18 protein-coding genes and 3 riboswitches are annotated in these 20,570 nt (G+C 46.6%); of the genes, 8 read left to right on the forward strand and 10 right to left on the reverse strand.

Annotation, left to right across the window (positions count from 1 at the left end; translation table 11 throughout):
• The first annotated feature begins 263 nt into the window (after nucleotides 1-263).
• On the forward strand, nucleotides 264-1,607 hold the full coding sequence (locus NYE28_RS20160; protein ID WP_012118784.1) for a 2-hydroxycarboxylate transporter family protein: 1,344 nt from the start codon (nucleotides 264-266) through the stop codon (nucleotides 1,605-1,607).
• A 34-nt stretch (nucleotides 1,608-1,641) separates the two neighbouring features.
• Here NYE28_RS20160 and NYE28_RS20165 read toward each other — a convergent pair whose 3' ends face one another.
• The 4 genes from NYE28_RS20165 to NYE28_RS20180 form a co-directional block, all read right to left on the reverse strand.
• Entirely contained in the window at nucleotides 1,642-2,484 is an 843-nt protein-coding gene (locus NYE28_RS20165; protein ID WP_012118785.1) for a polysaccharide deacetylase family protein, read from the reverse strand.
• A 99-nt stretch (nucleotides 2,485-2,583) separates the two neighbouring features.
• Nucleotides 2,584-3,684 carry a sn-glycerol-3-phosphate ABC transporter ATP-binding protein UgpC gene (ugpC, locus tag NYE28_RS20170; RefSeq protein ID WP_061581619.1) on the reverse strand — a complete coding sequence of 367 codons (1,101 nt, stop codon included), beginning with the start codon at nucleotides 3,682-3,684 and terminating at the stop codon, nucleotides 2,584-2,586.
• Between the two features lie 116 nt (nucleotides 3,685-3,800).
• The gene (locus NYE28_RS20175) at nucleotides 3,801-4,694 is read right to left on the reverse strand and encodes a helix-turn-helix domain-containing protein (protein ID WP_342490233.1); all 894 of its coding nucleotides are present in this window, start codon (nucleotides 4,692-4,694) and stop codon (nucleotides 3,801-3,803) included.
• A 166-nt stretch (nucleotides 4,695-4,860) separates the two neighbouring features.
• On the reverse strand, nucleotides 4,861-5,697 hold the full coding sequence (locus tag NYE28_RS20180) for a YitT family protein (RefSeq protein WP_003150818.1): 837 nt from the start codon (nucleotides 5,695-5,697) through the stop codon (nucleotides 4,861-4,863).
• 65 nt (nucleotides 5,698-5,762) lie between these two features.
• Nucleotides 5,763-5,864, reverse strand: a riboswitch (guanidine-I (ykkC/yxkD leader).
• Between the two features lie 345 nt (nucleotides 5,865-6,209).
• On the opposite strand from NYE28_RS20180, the gene NYE28_RS20185 reads away from it, so the two are divergent.
• The gene (locus NYE28_RS20185; RefSeq protein WP_119834765.1) at nucleotides 6,210-6,749 is read left to right on the forward strand and encodes a DUF4352 domain-containing protein; all 540 of its coding nucleotides are present in this window, start codon (nucleotides 6,210-6,212) and stop codon (nucleotides 6,747-6,749) included.
• Nucleotides 6,750-6,795: 46 nt separating this feature from the next.
• Here NYE28_RS20185 and galE read toward each other — a convergent pair whose 3' ends face one another.
• Nucleotides 6,796-7,812 carry a UDP-glucose 4-epimerase GalE gene (gene galE, locus NYE28_RS20190; RefSeq protein WP_014419237.1) on the reverse strand — a complete coding sequence of 339 codons (1,017 nt, stop codon included), beginning with the start codon at nucleotides 7,810-7,812 and terminating at the stop codon, nucleotides 6,796-6,798.
• Nucleotides 7,813-8,022: 210 nt separating this feature from the next.
• Here galE and pepT point away from each other — a divergent pair, with 210 nt between their 5' ends.
• The 4 genes from pepT (at nucleotide 8,023) to NYE28_RS20210 (ending at nucleotide 11,965) form a co-directional block, all read left to right on the forward strand.
• The gene (gene pepT / locus NYE28_RS20195) at nucleotides 8,023-9,255 is read left to right on the forward strand and encodes a peptidase T (RefSeq protein ID WP_053285308.1); all 1,233 of its coding nucleotides are present in this window, start codon (nucleotides 8,023-8,025) and stop codon (nucleotides 9,253-9,255) included.
• A 576-nt stretch (nucleotides 9,256-9,831) separates the two neighbouring features.
• Complete coding sequence (locus NYE28_RS20200) at nucleotides 9,832-9,999, forward strand: hypothetical protein (protein WP_003150808.1); 168 nt, start codon at nucleotides 9,832-9,834, stop codon at nucleotides 9,997-9,999.
• Between the two features lie 103 nt (nucleotides 10,000-10,102).
• On the forward strand, nucleotides 10,103-10,579 hold the full coding sequence (locus tag NYE28_RS20205; RefSeq protein WP_342490234.1) for an LURP-one-related family protein: 477 nt from the start codon (nucleotides 10,103-10,105) through the stop codon (nucleotides 10,577-10,579).
• A gap of 84 nt (nucleotides 10,580-10,663) precedes the next feature.
• Nucleotides 10,664-10,750, forward strand: a riboswitch (SAM riboswitch).
• 78 nt (nucleotides 10,751-10,828) lie between these two features.
• Nucleotides 10,829-11,965, forward strand: a complete 1,137-nt coding sequence (locus tag NYE28_RS20210; RefSeq protein ID WP_220007607.1) for a 5-methyltetrahydropteroyltriglutamate--homocysteine S-methyltransferase — start codon at nucleotides 10,829-10,831, stop codon at nucleotides 11,963-11,965.
• A 35-nt stretch (nucleotides 11,966-12,000) separates the two neighbouring features.
• On the opposite strand, the gene NYE28_RS20215 is transcribed toward NYE28_RS20210, so the two are convergent.
• The gene (locus NYE28_RS20215; RefSeq protein ID WP_136396720.1) at nucleotides 12,001-12,882 is read right to left on the reverse strand and encodes a methyltransferase domain-containing protein; all 882 of its coding nucleotides are present in this window, start codon (nucleotides 12,880-12,882) and stop codon (nucleotides 12,001-12,003) included.
• A gap of 362 nt (nucleotides 12,883-13,244) precedes the next feature.
• Nucleotides 13,245-13,345, forward strand: a riboswitch (purine riboswitch).
• Between the two features lie 135 nt (nucleotides 13,346-13,480).
• Here NYE28_RS20215 and NYE28_RS20220 point away from each other — a divergent pair.
• Nucleotides 13,481-14,674 (forward strand): NupC/NupG family nucleoside CNT transporter, encoded by a 1,194-nt coding sequence (locus tag NYE28_RS20220; RefSeq protein ID WP_007407776.1) that lies wholly within the window; start codon nucleotides 13,481-13,483, stop codon nucleotides 14,672-14,674.
• 47 nt (nucleotides 14,675-14,721) lie between these two features.
• Here NYE28_RS20220 and NYE28_RS20225 read toward each other — a convergent pair whose 3' ends face one another.
• The 3 genes from NYE28_RS20225 to NYE28_RS20235 form a co-directional block, all read right to left on the reverse strand.
• Nucleotides 14,722-15,396 (reverse strand): DUF3298 and DUF4163 domain-containing protein, encoded by a 675-nt coding sequence (locus NYE28_RS20225; protein ID WP_342490235.1) that lies wholly within the window; start codon nucleotides 15,394-15,396, stop codon nucleotides 14,722-14,724.
• Between the two features lie 140 nt (nucleotides 15,397-15,536).
• Entirely contained in the window at nucleotides 15,537-15,845 is a 309-nt protein-coding gene (locus NYE28_RS20230; RefSeq protein ID WP_038456400.1) for a hypothetical protein, read from the reverse strand.
• A 248-nt stretch (nucleotides 15,846-16,093) separates the two neighbouring features.
• Entirely contained in the window at nucleotides 16,094-18,145 is a 2,052-nt protein-coding gene (locus NYE28_RS20235) for a catalase (RefSeq protein WP_136396722.1), read from the reverse strand.
• Nucleotides 18,146-18,345: 200 nt separating this feature from the next.
• Here NYE28_RS20235 and citH point away from each other — a divergent pair, with 200 nt between their 5' ends.
• Nucleotides 18,346-19,626, forward strand: coding sequence for a citrate transporter CitH (citH, locus tag NYE28_RS20240; protein ID WP_025285499.1), 1,281 nt, complete (start codon nucleotides 18,346-18,348; stop codon nucleotides 19,624-19,626).
• Between the two features lie 41 nt (nucleotides 19,627-19,667).
• On the opposite strand, the gene NYE28_RS20245 is transcribed toward citH, so the two are convergent.
• Nucleotides 19,668-20,399 carry a glycoside hydrolase family 16 protein gene (locus NYE28_RS20245; RefSeq protein WP_007407782.1) on the reverse strand — a complete coding sequence of 244 codons (732 nt, stop codon included), beginning with the start codon at nucleotides 20,397-20,399 and terminating at the stop codon, nucleotides 19,668-19,670.
• Nucleotides 20,400-20,570 lie beyond the last annotated feature (171 nt).

A 20,570-nucleotide genomic window follows, 5' to 3' on the forward strand; every position in this document is an offset into this window, starting at 1 on the left:
TTGTGACCGATTATTGTCGGATTTGTAGAGATTTTATGTCAGCACCTAGGATATTTGTCCCTTTGATATCGTACCTCTTTTTTATTCGTGTGGCGAACAAAATGCTTTTCTCGATGAAAAAGCCCGCCAAATCGCCATTTTGAGAAAGAAGATGTGAAGAAAGCATGCCCTCTAGTAAATTCATAATATATGAACAATTTAAATTTTTTAGTATACTTTAAATGGGGATATTTTTTCACTACATAACGACTGGGGGAACAAGCATGGGAGAACTTCAACCAAAATTGCAAACGGATTCAATCCAAAAACAGGAACGGACTGATAACTGGTTTGCCAGAGCAATGAATATAAGAATCGGCATTATTCCTCTTCCTATCTATATCCTGCTTTTCTTGCTTATTACGGTGTTTGTCATGAGCCGTGATGTAAAAAGCGACATTCTGACATCAATTGCCGTCATGAGTTTTTTCGGATTTACCTTCGGCCAGATCGGAAAATCCATTCCGATCGTGCGGTCCATCGGCGGCCCTGCGATTCTCGCAACCTTTATTCCATCCGCTGTCGTCTACTACCACTTGCTTCCGAAAGACATTATTACTTCAACAACAGAATTCACGGAAAGCTCCAACTTTCTCTATCTATTTATTGCCGGTATCGTCGTCGGCAGTATTCTCGGGATGAAAAGAGAGACGCTCGTCAAAGCTTTCGTCAAGATTTTTATTCCGCTGATCGCCGGCTCGATCGCGGCCGCCATCGTCGGCTTATGCGTCGGGACGCTGCTCGGGCTCGGCTTTCAGCACACACTGCTTTATATTGTCGTTCCGATTATGGCGGGGGGTGTCGGTGAAGGCGCGATTCCTTTATCCATCGGCTACTCCGATATTATGCCGATGTCCCAGGGAGACGCCTTTGCGCTTGTGCTGCCGTCCATCATGCTCGGCAGCCTGTGCGCCATTATGTTATCGGGTTTGCTGAATGTCATCGGGAAACGCAAACCGGAATGGACGGGCAACGGGAAGGTTGATAAGTCTGATCATTCCGCTCCCGCATTGGAACAGCCGGCCAATGATAAAACGTTTGATTTGTCCTTTTTCGCTTCGGGCGGTATTTTAGCGGTTTCCCTCTATTTGGTCGGCATGCTGGCGCATGATTTCTTTCAGCTTCCGGCTCCTGTCGTGATGCTCGTCCTTGCCGTTCTCATTAAGCTGTTCAGGCTGGCGCCGGCTTCGATTGAAAACGGAGCCTTCGGCGTCTCGCGCTTTTTCTCGACAGCCGTGACCTATCCGCTCTTATTTGCGATCGGCGTTTCAATGACACCGTGGGACAAGCTGATTGCGGCGTTTACGATCAGCAACATCATTACCATTTTATCAATCGTCGTCACGATGATGGCCGTCGGTTTTCTGACCGGAAAATGGCTGAATTTGTACCCGATTGAGACGGCAATTATTAATGCCTGCCATTCCGGCCAGGGCGGCACCGGCGACGTCGCGATCTTGAGCGCCGCTGAACGGCTTGAGCTTATGCCGTTCGCCCAAGTGTCGACCAGAATCGGCGGAGCGATTACCGTGAGTGTCACCCTTCTGCTGCTTCATCAATTCTATTAAACTGAAAAAAGCCTCCGCATATGCGGAGGCTCTGTTATTTCATCACATTTTGAATATAAGAGCCAAACGCCGCGCCGGACATGCCCGGCGACACACGGACGCGGTGAAGCCCGTAAAGCCCCTGATCTCTTGACGCCGCTCCCGGCTCCGTCGTAACCGCCATACGGTAGCCTGACGCGGCGGCGGCTTTTAATGTTTCCTTATTATATCGTCCGACTGGGTAGCTGATCATAGACGTCCGCTGCCCGAACATTTGATCAAATAAACGCTTAGAGTCCTTCATTTCACGTCGCTGCTGCTGCGGTGTGAGCCCGTTCAATTCGAGATGGTTCATCGTATGGCTCTGAATGGAAATGCCGTGGGCGGCCATCTCCTTCATCTGCTTCTCAGTCAGATGATTCTTATGCCCGATATAGTTTCCGATCATAAAGATTGTCGCTTTCATCTTGTATTTCTTTAAAATGGGATAGGCCGCTTTCACATTGTCGGTATAGCCGTCATCAAATGTGATCAGAACACATTTTTCACGCGGCTCCTTATCCTCCGTCAGCATCAGATAGGCCTCTTCAGGAGTCATCGTATAATAGCCGTGATCATGAAGCCACTTCATATGCTGCCGAAATTCTTCCTTCGGCACACGCAGGCTGTTTCCCTCAGAAATGCTGTGGTACATCAGAATCGGCAGTCTTGCCGTTCCTTTCGTTTGAACCCAGGCGGACGTATCCGGCTCTTTTTTGATTTGGCGCTTTACAGACTTTTTATCGTGGTGCGCTTCTGCCTTCGGAATGCTTTGTTCGGCGCTTGCCTCATGACCCGAGCAGGCGGCAAGCGTAAACACGGCAGCCAAAAGGCACATGCACATGATCATGCGTTTCATCGTTTTCCTGCTTTCTGTCTTCTATTTACTTTTTATATCGGTTATGCGTCATAAATTGTTACATCAAAAAAGCCGGACATCCAGCTGTCCGGCTTTGCGTTATGAGCGGATTCTGATTTCTGTTTCACTGTCAAAAAAGTGAGCTTTATTCATGTCGAAAGCGACGGTCAATTCCTCACCGGCACGTATGTCATGGCGGGCGTCAATCCGGGCGATAAAATCCTGATCCCCGATCCGGGAATAAACCATAATTTCTGACCCGAGCAATTCCGCGACATTGATTTTAGCTGTGATGGATGAATTCTTATAGGATTCTACCACAATCAGCTCATCATGTATGTCTTCCGGGCGGATGCCGAAGATAACCTCTTTGCCGGCATACCCTTTTTCCCGGAGCATTTTCATTTTCCCTTCCGGCACGCTGAGAGCGGCTGAACCGATCTGAATGGCGCCGTCCGTCAGCTTTCCTTTGAAAAAGTTCATCGCTGGGGAGCCGATAAACCCGCCGACAAATACGTTTTCGGGATGTTCATACACGTCTTTCGGCGTGCCGATCTGCTGAATTTTTCCGTCCTTCATGACGACGATGCGTGTCGCCATCGTCAGTGCTTCTGTTTGGTCGTGCGTCACATAGATTGTGGTTGTTTGCAGCCTTTGATGCAGCTTAATAATTTCTGCCCGCATCTGCACCCGAAGCTTTGCGTCCAGATTTGACAGCGGCTCATCCATTAAAAACACTTTGGCGTCCCTGACAATCGCCCGGCCTAATGCAACCCGCTGCCGCTGCCCGCCGGAGAGCGCCTTCGGTTTGCGGTGCAGATACTCTGTGAGCCCCAGCATTTTCGCCGCTTCTTCGACCCGTTTTTTTATCTCAGGTTTCGGCATCTTCCTCAGCTTCAGACCGAAAGCGATATTATCATAGACCGTCATGTGCGGATATAACGCATAGTTTTGAAACACCATGGCGATATCCCTGTCTTTAGGAGCGATGTCATTCACTCTCGTGTCACCGATATAGAAATCGCCCTTCGTAATGTCTTCCAGCCCGGCAACCATCCGCAATGTTGTCGACTTGCCGCACCCCGACGGACCGACAAACACAATAAACTCTTTATCTTTAATATGAAGGTTAAAATCATCGACAGCCGCTTCTTTTTGATCGTAATACTTATAAATATGCTCCAGCCGAAGTTCCGCCATGTCATCTCCCCCTTTTTGCAAACGCTTTCTTTAATAGGATTGTAACAGCGTCAGACGGCGGCGGATATAGGCAATGTTCATAAAAAAAGTCCGCTGCCTTCGTGCACATTTCCCATTTAATGTGATTTTTCATACTGCAGACAAATGAAATAAGCCAGCAGGGCGCCCCGATATGTCTTAATATCAATACCCGAGCGTTCCGCAAATTTATCAATCCGATATTGAAGACTGTTGCGGTGCAAATGCAGTCTTTTCGATGTGAGCGACATGTTCGAGTTATGTTCAATAAAAGTCTGAATCGTATGCTTCAGCTCCGGTTCTTTCTGAAACAGCAGCACCGCTTCTTCGTGAAGCAAGGCTGAGAGCTTTTCTCTGCTTTCTTCCATGAGCATAGCCGGAAATACCGTTTCCGCGGTCAGCGTGCTCAGCTGCGGGAGATAACGCCGGCCAATCTGACAATATTGCTGTTCTCTCCGATAATGAAGGCGCAGACGTTCTCCCGCGCCATAATACCTTCCGATGAAAAAACGGACACTGAAATAAAAATCGCCTTCGAGAATCTTCACAAAAGATGCGATGTCATCCGAATCTGGCGCTTCCAGCTTTTCTTCCTCCACAATCACGCCCTGATCCCTTCCCGTCCGGACAACTGTATATGAAACCGGCCAGAAATGGCGCAGCGCTTCCGTAAATGCCCCCCAGTCCCGTTCTCCCAATAAGTCATAATGGATAAAACGGACACGCGGCTCCTTGACATCAGGCACCGGGCCTTCTTCCAGCAGAAACCGCCGCCACCTCTTTGCTGCCGCCGTCTCCGGAAAAAAAACGCCTTTTTCTTCAGCGGGCGTCAATAATGATTCCAGAAGCAGTTTCTCCTTCGGGGTGATATCCTCCTTCGGAATGGCGACATAGACCCGCCTTTTCTCATCATAAAAGCAAAAGACATCCTCCGCCGTACAGCACGTATCAGACAACACAGCCCTCGGGTAAATTGCCAATAACGGGTTCATATGCGCTCCTCTCTATCGCTCTATCATATTGTCAGTATAAAACGTCCGGCCGATTGTATCCACTTCGTTTTAAGAAACAGCTTTCAGGCTATTTCCCGGGAAACGGATCATAACAGCTTCTGCCGGCATAAGAAAAAAACCCTCCGCGCCGGCAGAGGGATCCTTTTTATTTAGAGATATCGACGAAGCCTTCACCAAAGACGTCACGCACATCATGAACAATGACAAACGCTTTTGTATCACAGCTTTTAATAATTTTTTTGAGCATGGAAAGCTCTTGTTTCTGGATGACGATATATAAAATTTCTTTCGACTGCCCCGTGTAATTTCCTTTACCCGACAGCAGCGTAACCCCTCTGTCCATAAGCGTGTTGACCTGTTCGGCGATTTCGTGCTTATGCTCAGATATAATCGTCACCGCTTTTTTCGTATTCAGGCCTTCAATGATAAAGTCCATCACCTTCGTTCCGATGTACAGCATGACAATGGTAAACATCATTTTTTCCGCACCGATGATGAAATAAGAACTGAAGACGACAATCAGATCAAAGAACAAAAGCGCATAGCTGATATTCCAATCGAGATATTTGTTCGCAATCCTCGCCAAAATGGCAGAACCCGCAGTCGTGCCTCCGACTCGAATAATGATCCCGATTCCGACACCGGCAAACACACCCGCAAAAATAGTATTAATAATGAGTTCATGTGAAGGCGAGTGCCAATCATGCGTCAGATGCAGAAACAGTGAGTTGGCGACAACGGTAATGATCGTATAAAGCGTTGTTTTTCCGTCTAAAAATTTGTATCCGATAATCAATAAGATTCCGTTCAAAATGATATTCGTCACCCCGGGCGACCATTCAAACACATAGTACAAAATCAGGGTGATTCCCGTTACCCCGCCCTCTCCAAGATCATTCGGAATGGCGAATAAATTAACGGCCAAAGCAAAGATAAAAGCCCCAATAATCAGCATCAGCACATCCAGCAATCTCTTTTTCATCCCAGACACTCCCTTTATATAAAATCAAAAAAGCCCGGGAGAGCACTCTTCATTAAAAGAGCAGAAACTCCCGGGCTTTTATCCCAACGTGTCACAGCAGGAACCTGCTGTGTGTTTTCTCTCGGTCCAGACCAATTCAGCATTGCGGAACCCTAGAAAACCACTGTTTTTTATGTTCAGTTTTTGTATATCTTTCAAGATTATACGGGAAATCACGAACATGTTCAACCACTCTTTTTTCAATAAACGTATAAAAAATATGAACGATCTGCCGATACTAAAAAAGGCACTAAAATACATGACTAAAAAATCATTAAAATACTTTTTTTCTCAAAATATTATTGACTATAGGTTATTTTACAGGCATTATAGTATGTAGTTTTCAAGAAATAGTTTACATAGGAGGAAATATTACGGCAGGTAACCTGGTGTCTTGTAAGGCATGCGGCAAAGAAATCGCTAAAGGCGTTAAAAAATGCCCAAACTGCGGTAAAGATCAGAGAAACTTTTTTATGAGACATAAAATTATCACATTGCTTCTGGCAGTAGTGGTTATTATCATTCTCGTAAACATCGGCGGCGGAGGCGGATCTTCATCATCTAAAACCGCGTCTTCAAAAGCTGCGGAATCCAAGGAAAAACTGTATAACATCGGTGACACTGTTAAGACTGAGAAAACTGAAGTTACTGTTACGAAAGTCGAAAAAAGAGATTCAGTAGGCTCTCAATTTGTCGAGAAAAAAGCGTCTGACGGCGGCGTTATCGTAGCTGTTCAATACACAGTTAAAAATGTTTCAAACAAGCCGTTAAGCTCTTTCTCCATTCCAAGAGCGAAATTAGTAGATTCTAAAGGAACATCCTATGATTCAGATATTGATGCTTCTTCAAGCTATGCAACAGAAACAAAAGTAGACAACAGTAAAATTTTAAGTGACTTGAACCCGAACATTAAAGTTACTGACGTAAAAGCTTTTGAAGTTGATAAAAACGCATACTCTAAAGGCACTTGGAAATTAAAGTTCAGCAACGATGTTGAAGTGAAAATTAAATAATGACCGTAATAAAAGAGACCTTCACCATTTGAAGGTCTCTTTCTTTTTACACCTTTTGGTACCCGTTCACATTGGAGGACTGCCACTTCCAAGAGTCGGCGCACATTTCTTCAAGCCCGCGCTTTGCTTCCCAGCCTAATTCAGCCTTTGCTTTTGCCGGGTCTGCGAAGCATGCGGCGATGTCTCCCGGGCGCCGGGCGGCAAAACGGTACGGCACTTCTTTTCCCGATACTTTTTCAAACGCCTTGACCATCTCAAGAACGCTGTAGCCTCTTCCCGTGCCGAGATTATAGGCATCCGCGCCTGTTGTGTTCAGCACCTTCTCAAGCGCTCTGACGTGGCCCTCGGCAAGGTCAACGACATGGATGTAATCCCGCACGCCGGTGCCGTCCTTTGTCGGATAATCATTGCCGAACACCTGCAATTGCTCAAGCTTGCCGACAGCGACTTGTGCGACGTACGGCATTAAATTATTCGGGATGCCGTTCGGGTCTTCTCCGATCCGCCCGCTCGGGTGCGCGCCGAACGGATTAAAGTAGCGGAGCAGCGCAATGCTCCATTCAGAATCCGCTTTATGCAGATCGCGTAAAATCTGTTCCAGCATCAGCTTTGTCTGCCCGTAAGGATTGGTCGCGCTTAATGGAAAATCCTCAGTGATCGGCGTTGTTTCCGGAACGCCGTAAACCGTCGCTGAAGAACTGAAGACGATTTTTTTCACACCGTGTGCCTGCATGGCTTCACATAAAATAAACGTCCCCGTCAGATTATTATGATAATAACGGAGCGGAACAGCCACAGACTCACCGACGGCTTTTAATCCCGCAAAATGAATGACGGCTTCAATCTCATTTTCAGCAAACACCCGGTGAACGGCGTCACGGTCAAGGAGATCCGCTTCATAAAATACAAGCCCTTTTCCGGTAATGTCTTTCACACGCTCCAATGCTTCCGGTGAACTATTTGACAGATTATCCAAAACCACGATGTCATAGCCGCCGTTTAACAGCTCGACACATGTGTGGCTTCCGATATAACCCGCTCCGCCTGTCACTAAAATCGCCATGAAGAAAGCCTCCCCTATTGAATGAATTGACCATATTATATCGGTTTTTTCTTCCTCAATCATCCATTTCCAAAAAGTTTAATCGTTTAGTCATCGTTTCTTCATAATTTGTTTTCATTCGCGTAAAACACAGAGCCTTCGATTCAAACCGGTTGCGAAATAGAAATCCCTCCCCCGCGCATGGTAAGATAAGACAAAGGAGATGACGGTATGAAAAATGAAATCATTGAACGCTTTACCTCTTATGTAAAAGTCGATACACAGTCTGACGAAAACAATGAAAACTGCCCTTCAACCCCCGGCCAGCTGACATTGGCCAACATGCTGGCAGATGAATTAAAGTCGATCGGCATGACAGACATCACAGTCGATGACAATGGGTACGTCATGGCGACTCTGCCGGCAAATACGGATAAAGACGTGCCGACTGTCGGTTTTCTGGCTCACGTGGACACCGCGACCGATTTTACCGGGAAAAATGTGAATCCTCAGATTATTGAGAGCTACGACGGACATGATATCGTTCTGAATGACAAACTCAATGTCGTCCTGTCGCCTGAGCAATTCCCGGAGCTCTCCCGCTATAAAGGCCAGACGCTGATCACAACAGACGGCACGACGCTGCTCGGAGCCGACAACAAAGCGGGCATTGCCGAAATCATGACGGCAATGGCGTACTTGATCAAACATCCGGACATCAAACACGGAACGATCCGGGTCGCGTTTACGCCCGATGAAGAAATCGGCAGAGGCCCTCACAAATTCGATGTCGGCCGCTTCAACGCCGCATTCGCCTACACGATAGACGGAGGCCCCCTCGGCGAACTGCAATATGAAAGCTTTAACGCAGCCGCCGCAAAGCTTACTTGTTACGGAAAAAGCGTCCACCCGGGAACGGCGAAAAACAAAATGGTCAACGCTTCAAAAATCGCGATGGAATTTCATCACGCGCTGCCGAAAGAAGAAGCGCCGGAATATACGGAAGGGTATGAAGGCTTCTATCATTTACTTTCCATGAACGGAGACGTTTCTGAAGCCGCCCTGTCGTACATCATCAGAGACTTTGACAGAGACCGCTTTGCAGAACGAAAAGAATATATGCAGAAAACCGCCGATGCGCTGGCGGCCAAATACGGCAAGGAAAGCATCAAGCTTGAACTGCGTGATCAATATTACAACATGAGAGAAAAAATCGAACCGGTCAAAGAGATAGTCGATGTCGCCTATCAAGCCATGAAAAACCTCGATATCGAACCGATTATCGAACCGATCCGGGGCGGAACCGACGGATCACAGCTCTCTTACATGGGGCTGCCGACACCGAACATTTTCACGGGCGGCCAAAACTTCCACGGAAAATATGAATACATTTCCGTCGATCATATGGAAAAGGCGGTAAACGTCATTGTTGAAATCGCCAGGCTCTTTGAAGAGCGCGCTTAAAACCAAAGCCCCCTGCTTTGGTTTTTTTCTTTCACATGAAACCTTTCCTTCTTTCTTTCCGTATATAAGGTATGAATTGGAAAGAAGGAGTGAAGACTATGGCAAGAGGGACTGTAGCGAAAGAATTGAAAAAAACCTTAAAAGACCCGCGTATTCTGGAGACGAAATCAAACCCTTTTAAAAAACTGCGGAAAATGTTCAAACGATTTTTTTAAGATAACATCTCGTTTTCTTTAAAAAAATAAAGAAAGCGCTTTCATCCCGCAGTCATCTGTTAGAAGCAGTTATTTTGCATATGATAAGGTTTTTTAGGGTACTGAATAACACAAGGCAAACGAAAACACTGAAGTAGTTAATTAGACACTTACAAAAAATAGTGAAAAAGTTATATAAACGATCATCATTCATCAGCCGATACAATCTATAGAACCACAACAAGAGCAAAATCTCTTCAACCCATAGTCATTTTTACGGAAAATGACGTTATTTTTTAAAAAAGTGACAATTGTTTGAATACTTTTCGTTTGTTTTTTCGTACAATAATAATACCAAAACTTTTTTTGGGAGGTATGTAAAATGATGCTACTTATTTTTGCTGCTTTGACAGGGTATCTTGTTTTCTCTTTCAGTAAGGACAACCGCCGGAAAACGCCAAAGACAAGCCCGCTGGTGACAGCTGCCGACACGAATAACATCATTGATTTAAATGCGATCCGTCAAAAACGCCGGATGCCGCTATCATAAAAACGACAGCTGCCGCAAAATCGGCAGCCTTTTTTTTATGTACCCGCCCGATATGAAACCAACCGCCTCCTTTTTTCGTAAAACATAAAAAAGGAGTTTTTTTATGTACCATTTTTACATCAAAGAGCGAATGTTTACGTTTAAGAATCGTTTTCAAGTGTTTCTTGAAAGCGGAAAAGAAGTCTACAATGTTGAAGGAAAGCTGTTTTCATTCGGTGATGAACTGAAACTGACTGATTTGGACGGCCGCACGCTCGCCAGCGTCAACCAGAAACTGATGTCGCTCGTTCCCCGTTACGAGATTTCCGTCAGCGGCAAACCCGTCTGCCAAGTCATCAAGAAAGTCACGTTTTTCAAACCGAAATTTGAAATTTCCGGACTCGGCTGGGATCTTACCGGCGATGTGTGGGGCCGGAATTTTCAAGTGACAGACGGAAAATCAAACCGGATGACCGTTACCAAATCATGGATGATCTGGGGCGATTCCTATCATTTGCAGATTGAAAAGGAAGAGGATATCGTTCTTTGTCTCGCGATCGCCATTGTGATAGATATGATTCTATTTGAGGGTGATAAATAAAAATATTTATCGAAATATATTGACAATATAAGATAATATACTAAGATTAAGAGTATTACAGTTTATTCTGAAAAATAGCATATTTCCTTATCAAGAGAGGTGGAGGGACTGGCCCTATGATACCCGGCAACCGCTGTTCAGCAGAATGGTGCTAAATCCTGAAGATAAGGTTGAGATTTGCGGACGCAAGCTCTTCCCTATCCGAGGGAAGAGTTTTTTTATATTTCATCAGGAAAGAAGGAATCGTTCATGTCACAGCAAAACACAGAACAACCATTGCATACGCTTCTAAGAAAAAACCCGCCGTTTCGCGCGGATCAGGTCGGAAGTCTGCTGCGGCCGGCGGCTGTGAAGCAAGCCCGCCTGCAAAGAGCGGCGGGTGAGATTTCGGCAGAACAGCTGCGCGAAATCGAAAACAGAGAAATCATCCGCAGTGTGAAAAAGCAGAAAGAAACCGGCCTCAATGTCGTGACTGACGGCGAATTCCGCCGGGCCTGGTGGCATTTTGATTTTCTCGAAAATTTAGACGGCGTCGAAGCGTTTACGCCTAAAAGCGGCATTCAGTTTCACAACGTACAAACGAAAGCGCGCGGCATTAAAGTAACGGGAGATATTGATTTTTCTCAGCATCCGATGCTCGAAGATTATAAATTCCTGCACAGCATTGCCGGCGATGCTGTTCCGAAAATGACCATCCCAAGTCCGAATATGCTGTTTTTCCGCGGAAAATTGGAAAAAGCGTCCTACCAGAATGATTACAAACAATTTCAGCACGATGTGTCAAAAGCGTATAAAAAAGCGATTCAAGCTTTCTATGACGCCGGGTGCCGCTACCTTCAGCTCGATGACACCGCATGGGCCGTTTTCTTATCAGAAGCGGGGCTTCGTCAGATTGAAGCTTTCGGCACGACGCCGGATGAGCTGCGCAAGCTGTTTGCCGCTTCCATTAATGACGCCATCAAGGATCGCCCTGACGATCTGAAGGTTACGATGCATATCTGCCGCGGCAACTTCCAATCCACATGGACGGCTGAAGGCGGCTATGATGCAGCGGCTGAAACGATTTTTGACGGGCTTGATCTTGACGGATTGTTTCTGGAATATGATGATTCCCGCTCCGGCGGCTTTGAACCGCTCCGTTATGTCAAACGCTCTGATCTTCAGCTTGTGCTTGGCTTGATTACGTCGAAACATGGCGAACTTGAAGACAAGGACGCGATTAAACGCCGCATTGAAGAGGCTTCACAATATGTCAGTCTGGATCAGCTTTGCCTCAGCCCGCAATGCGGATTCGCCTCCACTGAGGAAGGAAACCTGATCACAGAAGAACAGCAATGGGCGAAACTGCGCCATGTCGTCAACATTGCCGGTGAAGTCTGGAAATAAAAAAAAAGACACGCGATTAGCGTGTCTTTTCCGTTTTACAGCGGATCGGTTCCGATTAAAATATCGATATCTATCGTGACAGCAGCCTCTTTCCGGCTGATAAACCGCCGGATGCTGTCATCAGTACATTTCCATGTTAAGGGCGTCATTTTCACAAGCCGCTCGAGGTCAGGCTGCGCTAAGGTCTTTGTGTAACACAGCCGTTTGCGCTCAAAGGTTTGAAAGCCCGCTTGGAATCGTCCGGCCGCAGAATCAGCGGTGTCATTCCGCCGAGGGCTGTCTCCGAAGAAGAATTCCCTTACTTCCTTCAAATAATCACGCCGCGGCACCGCTTTAATGACTGTGCCGCCCTTTCGTAAAAGTCTGCTGCATTCCTTGTAATTCCAAGGTGATAAAACAGACATCACGACATCAAAACAGCTGTCGGCAAACGGCGCATCCGCCACATCAGCGACGGCAAAAACCATATGATTCCCGAAGGCCTTTGCGGCATGCAGCACACCTTCTTTCGAGAGATCAATGCCGATTCCCGTCACGGAAAAAGCAGGCTGAAGCCATTTGCATACGGCGGCTAAATGTGACCCTTCTCCGCATCCCGCATCCAATACCGCCGCTGATGTTTGCGGAGATTGAATATGGGTGATGATGGCGGCGATCTCCTTTTGAACCGGCCCAAAAAATTCCCGGCTGTCAAAAAGCTCGCGTCTCGCTTCGAACAGCTGCCTGTCATAGCGGGTTTTGACCGATTTATTGAGGAAATTCACATATCCTTGTTTTGATATATCAAATGTATGCCCCTGTCCGCAAATCAAGCTTCGGTATTGTGAGACCGCCATGGCCGACCGGCATAGCGGACACCTGAACACGGACTGGCATGATTGCAGTAATTCCGCGCGTTTTCTTTTTATAGACGTCAAAAAAACACCTCATTCATTCGTTATTCCGATGAAATGAAAAAGGCATAGACAAATAAACCTCGCCAAATTGGAAGGTTTAACCTATTCATCTATACCTCTCATTATCTGTAACGAATGAACTGGATGATCACGAAAATGACCCCTTTTCTGCCGTCTTTTGAAGGCTGTGCCCTCAGATCCATTTTATCAGCTGCATCCCGTCTTTACAATGAACCAGAACGGTTTTCAGGGGTTTTTTGTACCTTTATTATCCAATTACTTATGAACATCCTTTATTTTCTTTATTTATAATATAAATTTATTATTTTGAAAATATCTAAAAAGGTTGATTTTCAAAAATTGAAACGATAAAATACTGCTATCTCATGTAATATCGTTATTCTTGTATATGATCAGTAATATGGTCTGATTGTTTCTACCTAGTGCCGTAAAAGACTAGACTACAAGAAAGTTTGCATAAATTTGAACGAGTGAAAAGCATATGACGCTGTCTATTCTTTTCTTTTGGCTCTTATTTATCACACTTTCTGACTTTCAGGAATTTGTGACGAATAAGAGCTTTTTTTATTTCCATAATACCCTTATAGGAGTTGCTCACATGTACTTTTTATTGAACATTGTCGGTCTCATTGTTGTCATGGCTGTTGTTTTCTTATGCTCTCCCAACAAGAAGAAGATTAAATGGCGTCCGATTGTCATGCTCCTCGTCTTTGAGTTTCTGATTACTTGGTTTATGTTAGGGACAAAAGTCGGCGGCTTTGTCATCGGGAAGATCGGCGCGTTCTTTACATGGCTGATTTCCTGCGCCAGTCAAGGGATTGCGTTCGCTTTTCCGTCTGTCATGGCCAATCCGACGGTTGATTTTTTCTTCAGCGCATTGCTGCCGATTATCTTCGTCGTGACCTTCTTTGATATGCTGTCGTATTTCGGTATTCTGCCGTGGCTCATTGATAAAATCGGCTGGCTGATTTCTAAAATATCCCGTCTGCCGAAGCTGGAGAGCTTTTTCTCCATCCAGATGATGTTTTTAGGAAATACGGAAGCTTTAGCCGTCATCCGCCAGCAGCTTGCCGCCGTCAGCAACAATCGGCTTTTGACATTCGGGCTGATGAGCATGAGCAGCATCAGCGGCTCGATCATCGGATCATACTTGACGATGGTTCCGTCCACTTATGTGTTTACAGCCATCCCGCTGAATTGCTTAAACGCGCTTTTAATCGCCAATATGCTGAATCCCGTGGACGTTTCTAAAGAGGATGATATTATTTACGTTCCTTCAAAAGCGGAGAAAAAAGACTTCTTCTCCACGATTTCTAACAGTATGCTTGTCGGCATGAACATGGTCATTGTCATTTTAGCGATGGTAATCGGCTATGTGGCGTTAACGGCCGCGTTAAACGGCGTACTCGGGCTGTTCATGCACGGGTTGACCATTCAAAAGATTTTCTCATACATCTTCAGTCCGTTTGCCTTCCTCCTCGGATTAGGCGTACATGACGCGATGTATGTCGCACAGCTGATGGGCATCAAGCTCGCGACGAATGAATTTGTGGCAATGGCCGATCTGAAAGGGCAGCTGAATTCACTTCCGCCGCACACGATTGCCGTGGCTACGACATTCCTGACATCATTCGCAAACTTCAGCACCATCGGTATGATCTACGGATCTTATCAATCTCTGCTTGATGGTGAAAAATCAGCCATCATCGGAAAAAACGTCTGGAAGCTGCTTGTCAGCGGAATTGCCGTTTCCTTATTGAGCGCGGCGATTGTCGGATTGTTTGTCTGGTAAAAGAAAAAAAGCGATACCGCTCCATTTTGGAGTGATATCGCTTTTTTTTATTGATAGACGGATGCAGGTACGAAAACGTCCCGGATTCCTGCCGCGTAAGGTCCGAGATCATATTGTCCGAACACAACGGCAATGCCGTTTTTCGTAAAGAAGAAAGGTCTTTCGCTATTCAGGATGATCTCTTGTTTTTTGACGTCCTGGTCAAACAGATCGTCATGTTTCTTGATGTAGCCGTAAAGATAGTCTCTCGTTTTGTTAGCTTTCGTTTTTGTATTCAGCACATGATCGAGTGTGACCCGTTTTTTCGCGGCCAGGTCGTAATTAAAGGTCTGAACGGATGTCAGCCCGTGTGCGCCGCCTGTGTAACTGTAGTCTTCCGTCTGAATGCTGAGTTTGCCGTCTTGATTATACTTCACCTTGAAATTTGTTTGGTATTCCGCTTTGTAGCCTTGTTTTTCACCGTCTTTTTTGTTTTTCACATATTCTTGGTACGAGTTTTCAATATAGCGTTTGAAGTCCTGATTGATTTTCTTTTCAAAAGATGCGTTTCCCGTATTTGTGACCTCGGGGTATGTCAGCTGCTTTACATGCTTATACGTATGGCTTTTGACAACGGGCTTTGCGGTTTGCGCGGCCTCGGCTGAAGGCGCGAAACCTCCGAACGGCGCGGCTGTCAGCACGGTTAAGAGCACGGCTGCCATCATTTTGAATGCCTTTTTCATCACAACTCCTCCTTTTCATTACCGTTCCCTTTTTGAAAACGGGTTACACTCTATAGACAGCGCGGATCAGCAAATTGTTTCTGGGCCTTCTTTCACATTTTCTCCATGAAAAAAAGAGACATGGAAAATCCACGCCTCTTTTACCGTGAAGGTCTTTGCGCAATGGCTTCATAAACGGCTTCCGCCAAATCGGAGTTGCCGAACATCTCCAAAACGCCGATGACGGTTTGATCAGGAATCGGTTCTGATTCCTCCTTCGGCACGACAAGCTCTTCAGCCGTTTTTTGCAGCTCTTCGTTTAAAGGCTGTCCGGGATAAGCCTTGCTGTAAATGGCCATCGGATCAAGGTCATGATTGACGCACCATTGGGCAAACACCAAAATCATCATGTTTTCGTCACGCCGGTAATATTCTTCAAGTTGTTTTTCGGTAAACGGCTTCACTATCATTCGCTCCTCCAGAAAATCTACCCCTAAGATACACAAACACAGAGCGGAAGTAAACCAAAGATTATTTCACCATCAGTCAGAACCCTTTAAATAATGCAATGCCCTGACTCTCTAAAACTGTTGTCTGAATGTCCCGGACGGATTTGCACGGAAGCCATTTTCGTTTTCTCCCAATATTAATGCTTCGTTCAGATATTTCACTTTCACAAGAAAAAAGCGCCCCTCTCATAAAAGGCGCTTTTTCATTCTTATATGTTTCTGTCCCAATGCCGATGCTCAGCCACGGCCTTCAGAAATTGTTCATGGTTCCCGTCCGGAACAAGGCCGGGGCCGCTTTCGGTTCCGGCGGCGAGGGCGAGAAGTTCTTTTCCTTCACCGGAGGCGCCGATCGCTTTGTAATGGCTGAAAGCTTCGCTGACGAAGTCTTTAGCCGATTTTTGGGCTTTGAGGCTGTCTGTGCTTTGTTTTCCGCCCGGAATGAAAACAGCGTCGTACAGGACGGAATCCGCTGTCAGGAAAGTGGCTGACGCTTTCAGCTCCGTACCGTTTTCTCCCTTGACAGTTCCCAGCGCGGGGCTGATGATATCGGCTCTGACTCCCGCCTGTTTGCATGCGTCAAGCACTTGTTTGACTTTCTCATCAGAAAACCCGTGGTCGGTTAAAACCGCGACCTGCCTTGTCGCTGCCGTCTTCACCGTGTTTTCCTGGCTTAAGGCCGGGGAAGTGAACGTTTCATCAGATTCACGGTCCTTCGGCGGCGGGTTCACGCCGATTCCTTTCGCAACACGCTCGGCAAGCCCGGCGTCGACGTGACTGAAGACATCCACCACCTGCTGCTGCACGTCCTTGCTGTTCACTTTTCCGACTTCAAAACAGAACGCGGAGATGATATGTTCTTTCTCGGCGGGAGACATGCTGTTCCAGAACATCTTGGCCTGAGAAAAATAGTCATTGAAGCTCTCACTGCGCTGGCGGATTTTTCTGCCTTCTACTTTTTCCTGGTAATGAACGTATCCGCCTTCTTCTTCTGAGGCCGGCGACGGATCATTGTTCTGCAGGGAATTTTTATGATAGGCGACGGGGCCCTTATTAATCGTCATCCGGTGGTAGCCGTCGTATTGGTTGTTATGGAACGGGCAGACCGGCCGGTTGATCGGAATCTCGTGAAAATTCGGCCCGCCAAGACGGATGAGCTGTGTATCCGTATAAGAGAAAAGCCGGCCTTGAAGAAGCGGATCATTGGTGAAATCAATGCCCGGCACGACATTTCCCGGGTGAAAGGCGACCTGTTCCGTTTCCGCAAAGACATTGTCCTGATTGCGGTCAAGGGTCATTTTTCCGATCAGCTTGACGGGAACCAACTCCTCCGGCCACAGCTTCGTCGGATCAAGGATATCGAAATCAAATTTAAATTCATTTTCTTCGTCAATCATCTGAACACCGAGCTCATACTCGACTTTGCCGCCGTTTTCAATCGTTTCCCACAGGTCGCGGCGGTTGAAATCGGGATCTTTCCCGGCAATTTTCTGCGCTTCATCCCATACGAGGGAATGAACGCCGAGCACGGGTTTCCAGTGGAATTTTACAAAGCGCGCTTTTCCTTTCTCGTTGACGAAACGGAACGTATGCACGCCGAAGCCCTCCATCATCCGATAGCTCCGCGGGATGCCGCGGTCAGACATCGTCCACATGACCATGTGAGCCGACTCAGGGTTATTAGCGACAAAATCCCAGAACGTATCATGAGCCGTCGCAGCCTGCGGCATTTCATTGTGCGGTTCCGGTTTTATGGCGTGAACGAGATCCGGGAATTTGATCGCGTCCTGAATGAAGAACACCGGAATATTGTTTCCGACGAGGTCATAGTTCCCTTCTTCAGTATAAAACTTCGTCGCAAATCCCCTGGCGTCACGGACGGTGTCGGCTGACCCCTTGGAGCCCGCCACTGTTGAGAAACGGACGAAAACAGGCGTTTTGACGGACGGGTCTTGCAAAAATTTCGCCCGTGTATATTCCGTCATCGGTTCGTACACCTGAAAATGCCCATGAACGCCGTACCCGCGCGCATGAACGACCCGTTCCGGAATCCGCTCGTGGTCAAAGTGCGTCATTTTTTCACGAAAATGAAAATCCTCCATCAGCGTGGGGCCGCGGACGCCCGCTTTTAAAGAATGTTCATCCTCAGACACGCGAAGCGCCTGATTGGTCGTCATTTTTTTGCCGCTGTTATCAGACCGGTACTGCTCCAGCTGTTCGTCCTTTGAGTGTTCATTTACTCGTTTGTTTTGATCATCACTCATGTCAGTTCCCCCTTTTAAAACGAGACATTCTACAGCACATTTACCCGCGGCGTTCTTCATATAAACTGCTGATCCGCTCATTAGGATTTTAGGTCTGTATTTACATATGCGGTCATACACATTTTGAAATAAGCCATTTTCACAGAAATAAATTGTGAAAGCGCTTACCAAAATAGCTGTTGAACAGGGGAGGTCATATCGTGCTTGCCATACTCGGTTTTGTGATGATGATTGTCTTTATGTATCTTATTATGTCTAATCGGCTTTCCGCTCTTATTGCTTTGATTGTCGTTCCTGTTGTGTTTGCCCTGATCAGCGGATTTGGCAAAGATCTCGGCGAGATGATGATTCAAGGCGTTACAGACCTCGCTCCTACCGGGATCATGCTGTTATTCGCCATCCTGTATTTCGGCATTATGATTGACTCAGGTCTGTTTGATCCCCTCATTGCCAAAATTCTATCGCTTGTCAAAGGGGATCCGTTAAAAATCGCCATCGGCACAGCGGTTCTGACAATGACCATTTCGCTGGACGGAGATGGGACAACAACGTATATGATTACGATTGCGGCAATGCTGCCCCTTTACAAACGGCTCGGCATGAACCGTTTGGTGCTGGCGGGGATCGCGATGCTCGGTTCGGGCGTCATGAATATTATTCCGTGGGGCGGGCCGACGGCGAGGGTTTTGGCTTCCTTGAAATTGGACACGTCGGAAGTCTTTACGCCGCTGATTCCCGCTATGATTGCCGGCGTTCTCTGGGTGATCGCCGTTGCTTATCTCCTCGGAAAAAAAGAACGGAAGCGGCTCGGTGTCATTTCAATTGAACACGCGCCGTCCTCTGATCCGGAGGCTGCGCCGCTGAAGCGTCCCGCTCTCCAATGGTTTAACCTGTTGCTGACTGTTGCTCTGATGGCCGCGCTGATCACCAGCCTGCTTCCCATCCCTGTTCTTTTTATGATCGCGTTCGCCATCGCCTTGATGATCAACTATCCAAATGTCAAAGAGCAGCAGAAACGGATTTCAGCGCATGCGGGTAATGCGTTAAACGTTGTCTCAATGGTGTTTGCGGCAGGCATATTCACAGGCATTCTCTCCGGCACAAAAATGGTGGATGCGATGGCGCATTCTCTCGTTTCCCTCATCCCTGATGCCATGGGCCCGCATCTGCCGTTGATCACTGCGATTGCCAGCATGCCTTTCACCTTTTTCATGTCAAATGACGCCTTTTACTTCGGTGTGCTTCCCATCATCGCCGAAGCCGCTTCCGCTTACGGAATAGACGCCGCTGAAATCGGAAGAGCCTCCTTGCTGGGCCAGCCGGTGCATCTGCTCAGCCCGCTTGTGCCATCCACCTATCTATTGGTCGGAATGGCGGGCGTCAGCTTTGGCGATCATCAAAAATTCACTATTAAATGGGCCGTGGGGACAACGATTGTGATGACGATTGCGGCGCTTTTGATTGGGATTATTTCGTTTTAATTAAAAAAGGATTTCCGCCAGCGGAAATCCTTTTCTGTACATTATTTTTTTGTATAGCGCACCCAGTCATAATGAGCGTATAGCGGATTTACACCATTGTAGGAACCGAGCCAGTCATCGACACCTATCCCATTCCACAAGTTCATCATGATCTTTCCCGGGTTTGTCGGGATTTGGCTTGTCGCAGTATGTTTTAATTGCCCATCGACATACCATTTAATAGAGTTTGGCTGCCAATCGAACGCATACGTATGATAGGCATTGGCCGCGTCAAATCCGAGATCCGCAACCTTCTCATGGTTTCCCGCGCCATTTGTATAATAGTTAAATTGAACCTTTGTCGTGTCTTTTCCTAAAAATTCGATATCAATCTCATCCCAAGGAGTGCCATCCGTTGGACCTGTATAAGTGAAGAACGATGAAACGATCCCTGTGTTTTTAGCCGGTTTCATTCTGACTTCATAAAGTCCGTAGCCATAGGTTTGAACGGAGCGGTTCTCCCCGCAGTCAAACTTGTTATAAGACGGGCTTGTCAGCGCCAAACGCATTTCACCTGATGACGTCATTGATACATTATTTGCACGCCACGTGCAGTTGAACATATCTCCATTGGAATAACCATTTGCTTTTTGCCATAATCCGGAGTTATAGCTGTTAAAAGGTTCAAAAAACGATCCTCCTGTTTGAGCTGATGCAGTAGAAGTGATCGCACACAAACTCAAAAACAATCCAGTGACAAGAAGCAGCAGCACTCGTTTCATACGATAAAACATGTCGGCATTCCCCTTTCTTTGAAAGCGATTTCTTTATTGATCATACATGATTCCGTTAAAAGGGGACATCGGTCAGAATAATGATAATAATGAATCTTAAAAAAACCTAAATTACCATCAGCACAAACAGAAATGATCAGCGCTCATTGTAATTTAGGTTTTGCCTGCTTA

Origin of the sequence: Bacillus sp. FSL R5-0443 (genome assembly GCF_038608285.1) — a bacterium.
GTDB lineage: Bacteria > Bacillota > Bacilli > Bacillales > Bacillaceae > Bacillus > Bacillus velezensis.